Source organism: Streptomyces durocortorensis (genome assembly GCF_016901035.1).
Lineage (GTDB): Bacteria > Actinomycetota > Actinomycetes > Streptomycetales > Streptomycetaceae > Streptomyces > Streptomyces durocortorensis.
This window is the reverse complement of the sequence record NZ_JAFEUF010000170.1, coordinates 1-12653: the sequence shown is the minus strand read 5'-3', so window position 1 is coordinate 12653 and position 12653 is coordinate 1. Positions and strand designations below refer to the sequence as shown.

13 protein-coding genes are annotated in these 12653 nt (G+C 68.8%); 9 read left to right on the top strand and 4 right to left on the bottom strand.

Annotated features, from left to right (window positions below; translation table 11 throughout):
- Positions 1-131 precede the first annotated feature (131 nt).
- From JS521_RS25745 to JS521_RS25730, 4 genes are all read right to left on the bottom strand, one after another.
- The gene (locus tag JS521_RS25745) at positions 132-320 is read right to left on the bottom strand and encodes a hypothetical protein (protein WP_205085363.1); all 189 of its coding nucleotides are present in this window, start codon (positions 318-320) and stop codon (positions 132-134) included.
- Between the two features lie 10 nt (positions 321-330).
- Positions 331-882, bottom strand: a complete 552-nt coding sequence (locus tag JS521_RS25740) for a hypothetical protein (RefSeq protein WP_205085362.1) — start codon at positions 880-882, stop codon at positions 331-333.
- 6 nt (positions 883-888) lie between these two features.
- Positions 889-4608, bottom strand: coding sequence for a DUF927 domain-containing protein (locus JS521_RS25735; RefSeq protein WP_205085361.1), 3720 nt, complete (start codon positions 4606-4608; stop codon positions 889-891).
- A 280-nt stretch (positions 4609-4888) separates the two neighbouring features.
- The gene (locus JS521_RS25730; protein WP_205085360.1) at positions 4889-5638 is read right to left on the bottom strand and encodes a GntR family transcriptional regulator; all 750 of its coding nucleotides are present in this window, start codon (positions 5636-5638) and stop codon (positions 4889-4891) included.
- 241 nt (positions 5639-5879) lie between these two features.
- On the opposite strand from JS521_RS25730, the gene JS521_RS25725 reads away from it, so the two are divergent.
- From JS521_RS25725 to JS521_RS25685, 9 genes are all read left to right on the top strand, one after another.
- Positions 5880-6386 carry an RNA polymerase sigma factor gene (locus JS521_RS25725; protein WP_205085359.1) on the top strand — a complete coding sequence of 169 codons (507 nt, stop codon included), beginning with the start codon at positions 5880-5882 and terminating at the stop codon, positions 6384-6386.
- Between the two features lie 97 nt (positions 6387-6483).
- Entirely contained in the window at positions 6484-6693 is a 210-nt protein-coding gene (locus JS521_RS25720) for a hypothetical protein (protein WP_205085358.1), read from the top strand.
- 5 nt (positions 6694-6698) lie between these two features.
- Positions 6699-7010: a hypothetical protein gene (locus JS521_RS25715; protein ID WP_205085357.1), complete on the top strand. Its 312-nt coding sequence runs from the start codon at positions 6699-6701 to the stop codon at positions 7008-7010.
- Positions 7010-7198, top strand: coding sequence for a pRL2-8 (locus JS521_RS25710; protein WP_205085356.1), 189 nt, complete (start codon positions 7010-7012; stop codon positions 7196-7198). The genes JS521_RS25715 and JS521_RS25710 overlap by 1 nt, the downstream gene beginning before the upstream one ends.
- Positions 7195-7500, top strand: coding sequence for a hypothetical protein (locus tag JS521_RS25705; RefSeq protein ID WP_205085355.1), 306 nt, complete (start codon positions 7195-7197; stop codon positions 7498-7500). Before JS521_RS25710 ends, JS521_RS25705 begins: the two co-directional genes overlap by 4 nt.
- 82 nt (positions 7501-7582) lie before the next feature.
- Positions 7583-7807, top strand: a complete 225-nt coding sequence (locus JS521_RS25700; RefSeq protein WP_205085354.1) for a hypothetical protein — start codon at positions 7583-7585, stop codon at positions 7805-7807.
- Between the two features lie 170 nt (positions 7808-7977).
- Entirely contained in the window at positions 7978-8394 is a 417-nt protein-coding gene (locus JS521_RS25695) for a hypothetical protein (protein ID WP_239487829.1), read from the top strand.
- An 80-nt stretch (positions 8395-8474) separates the two neighbouring features.
- Entirely contained in the window at positions 8475-9596 is a 1122-nt protein-coding gene (locus tag JS521_RS25690) for a conjugal transfer protein (RefSeq protein WP_205085353.1), read from the top strand.
- Positions 9597-9813: 217 nt separating this feature from the next.
- Entirely contained in the window at positions 9814-12222 is a 2409-nt protein-coding gene (locus JS521_RS25685) for a hypothetical protein (protein ID WP_205085352.1), read from the top strand.
- The last annotated feature ends 431 nt before the right edge of the window (positions 12223-12653 follow it).

Below are 12653 nucleotides of genomic sequence, written 5' to 3'. Positions count from 1 at the left end.
GGGGTACGCGCCGCCCACCGGTCGTGGGGCCCCGTCGTCGGGCGCGGGCCCCGCTGCTCCCCGTGGCACCCGGGGCGGGTGGGGGCCCGCCGGCCCCCCCCCCGGGGGGGGGGGGGCCTCCTTGCGACTTGCTAGCTGTGCCGGTCGCTGTGCCCCTGTGCCAGGGACTCCACCAGGCTGTAGTTCTCTACCCCGAGATAGCCGTCGTACCCGGTCTCCAGAAGCTCCTCGGTACCCCACGGGCACCGGCTGCACGCCAGGTCCCACGCCGCTCCGCTGTCGTCCAGCTTCATGGTCACGCTGCCGAACCTGTCGCTCATGCGGTGCTCCTCAGTACCCGATGCGGCGGATGGTCGATGCTCCGACGTTGATGAGCGAGCCGACGTTCTCGTCATACGCGGCGGCCACCATCTCCGCTGCCCGCTCCTGGTTCCCGGCCTCTATGGCGAGGATGAACTCCTTGACGTCCTCACCGGTCAGCACGCCTTGCATGACGCTGTCCCACTCGGTGGTGGAGATCATCCACACACCGTCCGCGCTGACCCCCAGGGATCCGGGGAACTGGCGCTCCTCCTCTTCCTCCTCCTCGACCTCGAAGAGTTCGCCCTGCTCCCCTTCCCCGACGTCTCCGCCCGCCTCTGGAGCGGGGGCCTGAGGCGGACCAGGAGGAGCCGAAGGGGCTGCCGGGGGTGCCGGGGGTGCTTCCGGCGCGGGCTCGGTCGGCTTCGGCTTCCTGCTGAACAGCCGCTTGAGGCGTCCGGGCTTCTTCTCCCCCTTCGACGGCTTCGCGTCAGGGGTGGGTGCCTGGGTCGGGGCGGGCGCCGGGGCCGGCGCTTCGGCTTTGCCCTTGCCGCGCTTGAACGGGTTCCACTTCCATGCCATCGCGGGTCACTCCCCCAGGGTCTTGATGTAGTCGTCCAGTGCGGTGTGCGCGTTCGTCCCGGCCTGGAGTTCCTCCAGCAGCTCGGGCAGCGGCGCGGACCCTTCGTGGGTCCAGTGGCCTCCGGCGGACCCGAGCCGCATCCGGCTGGGCTTGGCCAGCTCCGGGTCGGTTTCGGTGCTCGCGTAGGTCACCGCGTCCACCCGGATCGCCAGGGGCAGGTGCCCCTCGGCTCGGAAGTCCCGCAGGTTGCGGTACAGGTTCGCGGTGCCCAGGTCCATGATCAGCCGGGCCCAGTCGGGCCGGTAGAAGATGTCCTTGCGGTAGTCCCCGCCGGTCGCCCGGTCCGTCATCGGTCCGGAAGTCCGGGCCAGGTAACCGCGGAAGGACTGGTAGGTCCGGCCGTTGATGGCCTTGGCCCACTTCGCCCCGGGCCGCCCGGCCGCGACCGCCGCGACGATGTACTTCCGGCTGTCCGAGACCCGCTTGTACATGCCCTCAAGGGCCCGCTTGTGCTCCGGCCAGAACCAGGCTTCGAGCACGTCCGGCGTCCAGTGCGGATACAGCTCCAGCAGCAGCACCATGCTCGGTGTGCTGATCCAGAAACCACCGCCGTCCGCCTCCCGGAACCGCAGCTCCGGCAGCCCCTCAGGCCCGGTCCCCGGGACTTCCGTGACCCGCCAGAACCCGGGCACCATCGGATCGAACGCCGCGCCGTCGACCGCGTGGACCGGCTCACCGATGCCTAGGCGCACGTTCGAGAATGCCCCGAGCCAGGCCGCCGACTTGTCGAACCGGTGCACGGCCGCGAGCGCGGCCTCGGCCTGGCTGGGCTTGCGGTGCCACTGCTGCGGCACCATCAGCGGCACCCTGTTGCCGATCACCGGTTCGACCTCACCGCGCCGGACTGCTTCACAGATCACGTCGGTGCGCTCCCGGCCGCCGGCGAAGTCCTGCGCCGTGCGGTTCACCGACGCGTAGAACGGCACCACCCGGGGATTCTCCTTCGAGCCGTGGACCGTGGACATCGTCCACACCATCAGAGCGTCCAACAGCTCCTCCGGCGTCGCGGGACCCCCGAACCCGCCCCGCCGCCGGTCCTTGTCGTACCGCGTGTCGTACAACGGCAGCGACACCGACAACCGCTCCTGGCTCTGCCCCTCGCCGCAGATCAGCGTCAGCCACGACGCCAGACCCACCGGGGCCATGCCGGAGACCGGACCATGCCCGCTCGGAGACGCCCACGGGTGCGCCACGGGAACCTGCGGACCGATCAGACCCACCCGCTCCTGGTCCTCCTGGTCGTCGTCATGGTCGGCACCGAGGACCGGAAGCTCCCGCCGCTCCTCGCAGGAGGGCAGGCCCATCGCGATGGCGGCGGACTCATGGACCCACAACGTCTTGAGCCCGTACGCGCGCATGAGGGCCGGGACGTCGTCCACGCTGCCGGGCAGCAGCACCCGGACCGGCTCGTGGTTCGCCAGGTGCAGCAGCCCCTGCCCCGAACCGTCCGAGCCCAAGACACCGAAGGCGATGCCGCCGCGCGTACGGCCCTTCGCCCTGTACTCCAGCCGCAGCCACTCCTCGTCTAGCCGGGCATCCCCCGGCTGGTACATCCGAGCCGCCGGGAACACCACGGCAGGCGGTTCCACCGGCATCGGCGGAACGCTCATGACGTCATGAGTCCGTGAGCCCGTGGCCTCCTTAGCCACCACTGCCCCGGGGTCACCCCCGAGGGTGGTTCCCTCCTTCTTAGAGAAGTCGAACAGCTCAAGGGTGGTTCCGGTGGTTCCGGTGGTTCCGGTGCTGGTCAGAGCCTCATTTCCGGGAACCACCCCGGTGGTTCCCGGGTGGTTCCCGGGGTGGTTCCCACTCGGGAACTCCGGTCCTGGCCCCTCCTGGAAACCCTCTCCCGGACCCTCTCCGGGCTCAGGGTCGGAGGCGAAAACTTCACCGGCTACCCGCGTGTTGAAGCAGTGCATCCGGATGCCCAGGCCGTGGCCCCGCAGAGCCTTCGGCAGCTGTCGTTGCGCGTGCTTGCCCACGCCTCGGATGTGGACGCCCAGGTCGTCCAGAGCCCGTAGGGCTGCCGAGACGTTGTCGATCCCGGCCTGGCCAGCGGCCTCCTGGACCACGGGGTTGATGACCCACCACTCGCCAGCCTCGGCGTTGGTGAATCCGCGGAGTCCCCGGAATCCCTCGCTGGCCACGGCCGGGAGTCGTTCCATCTCGGGGAAGGAAGCCGCCTCGATGCGGAGTGCGTCGAGTGCGTTCCACAGCCGCTCGCTGTCCGAGGTGTTGGCCTCAGCGCTGATCTCGATCGCCTCGGCCAGCCGTGCGGCGGCTTCGGTCTCCGCTACCGCGCCCAGCCCCGGAATGCCGATGGCCTGCCCGAGCATGTGAGCGCCGACGACCCACGCCATGTGAAGTTCAGCGATCGTCGCGGCGATGCCGCCCTGAGCGGGCCGGTACTTCGCGCACAGTTCCAGGTGCAGCGTCCGGAGCCTGGCCAGGTTCTCAGCCCGGTACATCCCCTTGCGGTCGGCCCACTCCACCGGCCACCCGCCGTGGTCCTTCGCCAGGCGCTTTAGCCGCTTGCTGATGTGCTCGGCACCGCGGTGCCCTGCCTCTGCCGGCGCGCCGTCCGAGTCGACCATCGCGTTGGGGAAGAACGGGGCCTTGAACTCCTGGAGCCGTGAGGCAAGGTCTTCGGTCTGCCCCTCGTGCTTCAACGGTTCGTTGGAGCTGGAGAGGATGACGGAGTGCCAGAAGCCGTCAGATTCCCGGGGTGAGCCGTCGGCGGTGCCCATGGCTCGGATCGCCCCGGCGACCATCTGGCTGATCTCGCGGGACGACTCCTTGATGGTCCGGCCGCTGGAGCTGTGCTCGTCCAGGGCGACGGGCAGGTAGCCGCGCTGCCGGAGCGACTGGGTGATGCCCTGCTTCGAGGCGTTCCAGGTCATCCAGAGCGACTGCCGCCGAGGCTTGATGTCCCCGTAGCAGGAGGCGCACACGACCAGGATCGTCGACTTCCCCTGCTGCCCGGGGCCGTGGACCGAGATCATGTGCGCGAGCATGTCGAGCGTGTCCAGTACGGGCCCGGCGAAGTAGCCGCCCGCGACGAGAGCGGACTTGCCGTCCATGCTCATCCACGCGCCGATCTCGTCCCACGCTTCCCGCGCGGCCTCCTCCTGGCCCCGCAGTACGCGGTATCCGAGGGTCTGAGCGTCGGCGGCCGGGAAGACGAGGTCCCCGTCGTCGTTGTAGTACGTCCGGGCCGACGTGATCGGGGCCGCGTCGCCCTCCTCGCGAATCAGCTTCGCGAAGGCGTGCCGCTCGTCGTTCCCGGTCGGCCGGCGCATGCCCATCTTCGCGGCCCACGTGCCACGGTCCAGCTCGTCTTCCGTGAGGATGCGGGCGCGCCGCTGCCGCTTCCCCACGGCCAGGTACTCGGAGCGGATGTCTTCGCCATCGTCGGTGAGGTGGACGATCTGCGCGGTGATCTTCGGCACCTGGCCGATCGGCAGCAGGTCGTCTTCGGCGTTCTGCCGGTGCATGATCATGCGGTCGGCGGCTCGGTAGTACCAGCCGCGCTTCATGCCCGCGATCGGACGGCACCCTGCCGGATGCCCGCTACGGTCCAGGTTCGAGACCGTGTTCTTCTTGCCCCGGCTCTGCCTGGGGACTTCTTCCGCAGACTCCAGTGTCTGCGGGTTCGGGTGGGTCACGCGACGTCGCCTTTCATCACGGCCCACCACCGAGGGTGACGTCACGACGTCAACAGAGGTGGGGGAGAAATCTCCCCACCCCTGCCTTACACTCAGCGGTGAGCCTGCTTGCTCAGCCGCGTCGTCCCTCTTCCGAGGCTTCGAACTCCATCAGACTTCGACCCCTGATGGAGCCCCTTGGATTTGGGACGCGCGGCTTTTCCGTTTTGGATCTTTAGTTGTGGTTCGGAAGCCTACGCCCTGGTCAGGACACCCCTACACGGAGTAGCACCACAAGCGGCTAGCTCAGGTCCCAGGTGTAGGACAGGTCCCAGAGGTGGACCGGCATCACGTGGACCGTTGCTTCGACTACTCGGCCGTTCGCGGTGGTCCCGATGTGAGTCAGTTCGTAGACCCGGGCATCGCCAGGAAGCTTGAGCTGCTGCTGTTCCTGGTCGTCGGGCACGCGTACCTGGATGGTCTCCGTGACCTTGGACTGTTGGGTCTCGGTCTCTCCCATGCGGCTGATGATGCCGCCGGTCCCGCTCTCGACGCCGGTTACTCCGGCGGACGTTGCGACGTCGGCCGGGATGTAGGTGATGGCGATCTGCACGGGAACGTCGTTCGCGAACATCTCGCGCGCTCGCACGGTCACCTCAGTGCCCGGCTGGATGCCCAGGAGCTGAGCAACCTTCTCGGTCGCCTCTTCCTGCCCAGGCTCGGTGTTCCATCGCGGCTGCATCCCGTGCTCGCGGATCTCCGCGTCGAATGCTCCCCGAGCACCTTGGGCTTCGCGGTACGCGGCGGTGTAGCGGGTCGGCACCTGCCGAAGGATGGTCCGGATGGGCTGCACAATTGCCTTCTTTCCCTGGCGGATCAGCTGACCCTCTGACATGAGCTGGCTGATCGCGCTGTTCACGAGGGTTCGGGTGCTTCCGATCTCGGTAGCAAGGGTGGTCTCGGAGGGAAGCGCGGTGCCGGGCTCGTGGGCCGCGATGTACGTCCGCAGCGCCGCAATGGTGTCGGGGAGTGTGGCCTTTCCGCTGGTCATAGGTCCTCATCTTGGTTGGAGAGCTGTGTGGCAGCTCTGGCTGGATCATCACACAACGTATCAGGCGGCGGCGTTTTCGCCATCATGGTGGCACCATTTTTTATGTAGTGCCGCCATCACTTGAATTGTGCCACAATCCCTGTCATGGTGGAGCCGTTCGCCGCACGGTGAACGCGAAAGAGCCCAGCCGGTTACTTCTCACAGACCCCGGCCGGGCTCCAGATCCCTGACTGGAGGGACCGTGACCACACCCTACGTTTTGCCCCCCGGAGCTGCGGACCGCCTGGATCGGCTGTTCCGCCTCTACTCCTCCCGGGTCCTGGCCTACGCCGCGACCCGGGCCAAGCGCCCCGCCGACGCTGACGACATCGCCGGTCTCGCCTGGGTGAAGGCCGCGACGACCATCACCCGCCTCAAGGGCTCGGATGAGGCCGCGCTGCCGTGGCTCATGTGCATCACCTTCCGCGCCGCCGCCACGTACTACGCACCGAAGCGGGCGAGCGAGCAGCCCCAGGACTGGACGGACGTCCCCGCGTCCTGGGACCTCCCGACTGCCGCGCCGGCCGACGAGGACGCGCTGGCCTACGCCGTGCTGACCCCCCGGCAGGCCACGGTCTGGCGACTCAAGGCCCAGGGCCTGAGCGACCGCCGGATCGCCCTCCGGCTGGGCCGCTCCGAGACCGCGATCTGGAAGCGGAAGCACGCGGGCGCCCGCCGCCTTCGCTCCTCGCTGGCGCTGGCCGGGTGATCGCCGTGGACGACAAGCAGCGCGAGGACCTGTCCAAGAAGGTCGGCCAGACGAACCGTGACTCGTCCGGCAACAAGTCCGGGAAGCGGTGACCGCGGTGAAGATTTTCCGCCGTCGTGAGACCGCCGCCGACGACGCCGCCCGCACGACTCTGCTCCTGGACGGACTTGAGGCCGCGTACGAGGGCCGCCGCCAGGGCCTGGACCTCCCGCTCACCACCTTCGAGGAGGTCGTCCTCGACGCCTCCGTGACCCTCTCCGGCGAGGCGTACCCGCCCGCTGGCCACACCTACCCGAGGAAGGGCTGACCCCCATGGCGAACACCCGGAAGCTGGACCGCGAGATCCAGGCCGCACAGAACCGGCTCAACGGCATCCGTAACCAGGAGCAGTCCTCGCTCAAGGGAGGGGACCAGGCGAAGTTCGCTGGCCTCCAGGCTGTCGGCATCGCCAAGGCGGTGCGAGGCAAGACGGCCCCGATGGCCGAGCGGGCCGCCGGACGGATCTGGGACCGGGCGGAGGAGGAGGCCGCCGCCGACCTCCGCGTCCTCCAGGCCGAGCGCCAGCAGCTCCTCACCGACCAGGCCGCCGCCCGCCGCGAGAAGAAGAAGGGCGGCTGGTTCTGATGGCGAGCGAGAAGGCCCTGAACGCGCCGCCCGGCGAGTGCCGGCAGTGCTGGCTCCACGCGTACGACTCCCGCGCCCAGCACAAGCACCTGGCCCCGCGCGAGGACTGCCCGGCCTGCGTCTCCCACATGGGCGGCAAGTGCCCCACGTCGATGATCGTGCCCGGCAAGCGCAAGGGGTGGTGGTGATCGTGCGCACCCTCTTCGCCCTCCCCGCCGTGTACGTCCTGAGCCGGGCCCCGCAGCTCGGCGGCCTCCTGGTGGGCCTGGGCCTCCTGGTCCTGCTCACCCGGGGAGGCGTCCCGCTGATCACGGGCCTGGTGGTGATCGCCATCGCGCTCCTCGGCTGCTTCGCCGTCCAGCTCGCTTGCTCCCTCCCGCTCCTGGCCACGGCCGCCGGGTCCCGCCGCTCACCGCAGGAGGCCTGTTCCGAGGCTGCCGACGACGTCGCGGACTGGGCCGGGTGGGAGACCGGCCCTCCGAATCCGTGACCTGTCCCCTCCACGTGATGGGCTCGTGAACCCACAAGCCCACGACTGCACGACGCACCGACTACCAGCGAAGGACCACACCATGGCTCGCCAGATCACCGAACTGCTCCTCACCGATGGCACGACCTTCCGCCGGAACGAGCACGCCGCGCACCGCACGGTCTCGACTTCCAGCCAGGCCGACATCCCCGTCATCGTCCGCAGCATCGAGGACGCCGGGAGCCGGATCGAGGTCCAGCTCAGCAAGGGCTACAGCCTCCAGTTCCCCGCCTCCCGCGTCGCCCGCCTCGTCCTGAGCAACGCCTGACTTTCCCAGCCCTGGCCGGGGGGGGGGGGGGGGGGGGGGCGCCCGCGCGCGCGCGGGGGAGCCGGGCCGACCCGCCGCCCCCCCGCCGTTCCCCCCCCCCGCCTTATCCCCCCCGCCGGGGGGGGGCCCCCCCCCCCCCCCCCCGGGCCCCCGAGAACGAGAGGTACCCCGTGAACGCCGTGCCCCAGCCGTACGAGGCTCAGCAGCACACCCCGGCCGTGCCGAGCACGGCCGTTCCCGCCCACCACCGCCCGCCGGCCGTCGCCTACCACGGTGGCGTTCCGTACCACTACACGATCGGCCAGCAGCAGCCGCAGATCGTGGTGCAGCTCCCCGAGACCTCCTCGATGTCGCCCGCCCAGCGGGAGCTGGTCGTCAACGTCGTCTTGTTGTTGGTCGTCGCCGTCGTGCTCTGCGGCTGCGTTACCGGGCTGGTCGTCATCGCCGGAGGCACCCTCATGGGCCTGATCGGCGTGGTCGGAGCGAACGCCGTCCCGATCGGCGTCACCGCCGTGGGCGCGATCGTCGCCGCCGGGTGGGTCATCGCCAAGCTCAAGGGCCTCACGACCAGCGAAACGAAGAAGTAGCCCCCACCAGCGCAAGCACTCACCTAGTGACGCCACGAGCCCGCGCCGCCATGACGTCACTAATCCGAAAGGACACCCTGATGTTCAAGACTCGCCAGCCCGCCCCGGACACCACCGAGACCGAGCCGACCGCCCCCGAGACCGACGCCCCCCGGACCCGCAAGCTCACCAGGATGCAGAAGGGCGTCCTGATCACGGCCATCGTCCCGATGCTCGCGGTCGGCGTCGCCGGTGGCATCGGGACCTACACCAACATCAGCCACAAGTACGGGTCGGGCACGGCGGTCGGCGCACTCGCGGCCGGAGAGGGCGCGACCGCCGTCCTGGCCCTGGTCCTCCTCGTCACCACGCTCCTCGGCCAGGCGGCCCCGGCCCTGGTCCGCGTCGGACTCTGGGCGCTGCCGGCCGCCGCGGCTGCGATGGGCGCGACCGCCGCGACCGACCTCGGCCAGGCCCTCGTCTACGCCCTGACCCCGATGGCGATCACGGCCAGCGCGGAAGGCGTCGCCTTCCTGTCCCGCCGCGTCGTCATCCACCAGGAGGGCCGCGACATCGAGGCGGAGGCCCGGTCCGCCGCCATCATCCGGGACCTGGCCTACCACCAGGCCCGCGCCGCCGGACACCCCGACGCACGGAAGCGCAAGGCGTCGGAGAAGCGGTCCTGGAAGCTGGCCGCGAAGGTCGGCACGGGCGACGTCCGCCTCGGCGCGGACCTGATGGACATCCAGCGCGACCGCATCGGTGCCGGGGCCAACGTCGCCCTGGAGCGGATGTTCGGCGCGGCCCCGGCCGCCATGTCCCCGGCGCTGCCCGCCGTATCCGCCGCCCACCGCCCCGCCCTCCCCGCCGCATCCGCTGATGGTCTCGTGGACTCACGAGTCCTTGAGTCCACCATCCGCACGGATGTGCACGGATATCCGAACGGCACCACCCCTGACCAGCAGGAAGAGACCGAAACTGTCCGCCCCGATCTCAAGGTCGTCGGCACCGAGCCGACCAAAAAGCGCTCCATTCGCGCCGACGTCTTCGGGATGGTCGCGGACGGGGTCCAGGACGTCCGCACGGTGATCGACGCCATCGCCACCCGCCACAACCGCGCCGCCGACGACCCGGCCCTGAAGTCCACCGTCCACAAGTACGTCCGCGAGGCATCCACGCAGACGTCCACCGACGACGCCGCCCACGCGGGCCAGTACCTCTAGCCCGAAAAGTCCGGGCCGAAGTGTCACACGCCCGCCGATTCCGACACCTCTACGAGGTGAAGGGGCCGCGCGAAATCTGTCCACAGGCCAGAGGACGCACGGTGTCAGACCCACCCGAAACACTCGGGGAGCGCACCGCCCGGCAGGTTCTCCTGCCAGAGATTCCACCTGCCGGGCGGCCAGGTCCCCTCAAGCACAAGGGGAAACCGTGCACAGCATGACTGCCGCACTCGCGGCCCCACCACCCGAGCCGGACGCCCAGGAGGGCGGCTGGCTCTCCGACGCGTTCGCCGCCGTCTGGAACGGTCTCGATGGCGTCCTGCCGGGCGGCAACCTCACCGTGCTCGGCGTCCTGTTCGCCCTCGGCGCGTTCGCCGACCAGGCGAGCAAGCGCAAGAAGGCCGGCGGACCCGCGAAGCCCCGCACACCCGGGAGCTGGAAGACCCCGTTCGTCACCCTGTACAAGGCGGTCCGCTCCCTGGTCCTGTTCGTCTGGGCCCTCGTCCGCTTCTACGGCGGCCGGGAGCTCCGGGGCCCCGCCCGCAGCACCGCCACCTTCTGGGCCGCTGGAACCCGCATCGAGAAGGGCGACGACCAGGCCGCCGCCATGGGATCCGTCGCTTTCGCCCCGCCCCGGATCAGCCTGATCAAGCAGCCCCGCCGCGCGCCCAGCCTCTGGGCCCGCAAGGTCGCCGTCTGGTTCAAGACCTACCGCGGCCGGGGAGCCCGGGTGCTGGACCGCACCACCCGCGCCGTTCTCTTGGCCGCCCGCGTCACCGCGAAGTGCTGGAGGGCCGGACGCACGACCGCCCGCACGCTCCGGAACTGGGGCTGCTGGCCCTACGCCGCCCGCGCCCTGGTCCGCGTCATCGTCACCGCCCTCGTGGTGTTCTCCGTCGTCCCGGCCTGGGACGTCTGGGCCGCCCTGGTCGCCGTGCTCGGCACCGCGCTCCTGGGCCCGTTCCTCCCCAAGATGCTGCCGACCGAGCCCGGCGACGACGTCGTCTACGGACCGAAGCTCTGGGTCGTCCTGCGCGACGACCTCAAGCTCCCCGAGGACGAGCCCCGCGAAAACTGGCTCCAGCTCCCCGCGCGCCTGGCCGACGAGGACGCCCGCATCGTCCTGCGCCTCCCCTGGACGTACCGCGGCTCCGACATGGAGAAGGAGAGCATCACCGCCCTCCTCAACAGCAGGCTGCCGGGGGACTGGGTCGGCCGCTACAGCTTCCGGGGCGAGCACGCCACCGCCGTCTACACCCACAAGCCCGCGCCCAAGCCGCCGGCCCCCGCGCCCGAGCCTCCGGCCGCCGTGGACATCTGGGACCCCCGGACTCAGGAGATCCTGGCCAGCCTCGGACCGGATGACTTCTACCTCGGACAGGACACATTCGACCGGCCCGTCATCCAGAAGATGGCCGACGAACAGAACTCCTGGGCGCTCTCCATCGGGTCCGGCGGAGGGAAGTCTGCGTTCCTCCAGTGGCTCGCCGTCCAGATGCTTATGAAGCGCGGCACGGTCGTGGCAATCGACCCCAAGATGGTATCTCTCACGCCGCTCATCGGAATTGAGGGCGTCCACGAGTACATCAACCCTCGTGCGCCCCTGGATATGCGCGCCGGGCTGGAGTGGGTCGCGGATGTTCTCGACGCCCGGAACTTCGAGAAAAAGAACGGGTGGCGCACTTCATTTCCGCCCCTTTACGTCTTCCTGGAGGAAGCAAATCACCTTGCGGACATCCTCAAGGAGCAGCACTCGGCGGACAAGAAAACGGGCGAGTCGTCGGCTGACCCGGTATGGCGCGACGTGGCCTCTATTCTCCGTCTGGGCCGGGAAGTGAATGTCCACATCATCGCCGTTTTCCAAGACTTCAAAGACAACCAATTCGGCGGCGTGTCCCTCACTCCGCTATTCCCCATGAAGTTCCTCGGCAGCTACACCGAAAACCAGTGGAAGCGCATTATGGGCTCCCGCGCCGAAATGCCGACCATCCAGAAAAAGGCAGGCCGTATGGTCCTCGCTCTGGACACCGGCGACGTCACCCGAATTCAGACGCCCTACGCCCCGTGGAATCCCGAACTCACCAAGGACCAGAACCAGCAGGAGGCGTACCGGCTCCTCACCGCCTACTACAAGGAGCTGCGAGCGACCCACGGCTACAGCACCGAAGCGCTCTACCAGGCCCCGCCCGAGCCCTCCGTGGAGGAGCCGCCGGCCTTCATTCGGGCTCTGTCACGTGATGAGGGCCCCGAGGGCCGAAACGGGGGTCCCGAGGGGGGTCTCAGCGAAGAAACCACAGGTCGGCTGTCACGCCAGGGTGCCCATGTGACGCCCGCAGACGGCTCTGTGACGGCTCCTCGTGACCGGCTGCGGCTCATCCCAGGCCAGGGCCAGCAGGAGCCCCAGGAGGTCGCCCAGGCGGACCCGACCGCGCCGCCGGAGCTGCTGCCCCTGGCCGAGATCTCGCGCCGCCTGGGCCCCGCGGACGGGATCCCGAAGTACGACACCCTGCGGGCCCACAAAACCCGCCGCGACGACTTCCCCGAGCCCACCATCATCAACGGAAAGGAACTGTTCACCGAGTCGCAGATCAAGGCGTACTACGCAGCCCAGGAAAAGAAGGCATAGGCGTCAGTACCGGCACGCGCGTCCGGTACTGCTGACCAGCCAAAACGCAGGAACGGCCCCCCTCTACGGAGGGGGGCCGTTGCCGTTGGGAGGGGTGGCACAGAATCCCAATCGCTACACAGATAAGCGACATGATGCACTCTTGGAATGCGCTGGAAGAGTGGTTGGAAAACTAATTAAAAAGCCGGTTGGAAAACTCCGAAAGAGGCGAAATGAAAATGAGTGAATGAAGTGATGGAGGTGCTAGATAAAAGCAATCGCTCGAATTAAATAAGCGCATTACGGAAATAGAAAAAGAGCGCGACAAGGAGCCGAAGCGCGAAGCGCGAGTAATTGGATTCAAAGTCTCTAATGCGGTTAGAATTACTCAAGAATATGGTCAGAAAAGGCACCGAAGCGCGAAGCGCGAGGATCTGGATTCAACATGAATT

Excerpts from the sequence above, each read along its gene's own strand:
- JS521_RS25730 (WP_205085360.1), bottom strand. The coding sequence starts at position 5,638 with ATGACCAGCGGAAAGGCCACACTCCCCGACACCATTGCGGCGCTGCGG.
- JS521_RS25685 (WP_205085352.1), top strand. The coding sequence starts at position 9,814 with ATGACTGCCGCACTCGCGGCCCCACCACCCGAGCCGGACGCCCAGGAG.
- JS521_RS25710 (WP_205085356.1), top strand. The coding sequence starts at position 7,010 with ATGGCGAGCGAGAAGGCCCTGAACGCGCCGCCCGGCGAGTGCCGGCAG.
- JS521_RS25740 (WP_205085362.1), bottom strand. The coding sequence starts at position 882 with ATGGCATGGAAGTGGAACCCGTTCAAGCGCGGCAAGGGCAAAGCCGAA.
- JS521_RS25700 (WP_205085354.1), top strand. The coding sequence starts at position 7,583 with ATGGCTCGCCAGATCACCGAACTGCTCCTCACCGATGGCACGACCTTC.
- JS521_RS25715 (WP_205085357.1), top strand. The coding sequence starts at position 6,699 with ATGGCGAACACCCGGAAGCTGGACCGCGAGATCCAGGCCGCACAGAAC.
- JS521_RS25745 (WP_205085363.1), bottom strand. The coding sequence starts at position 320 with ATGAGCGACAGGTTCGGCAGCGTGACCATGAAGCTGGACGACAGCGGA.
- JS521_RS25690 (WP_205085353.1), top strand. The coding sequence starts at position 8,475 with ATGTTCAAGACTCGCCAGCCCGCCCCGGACACCACCGAGACCGAGCCG.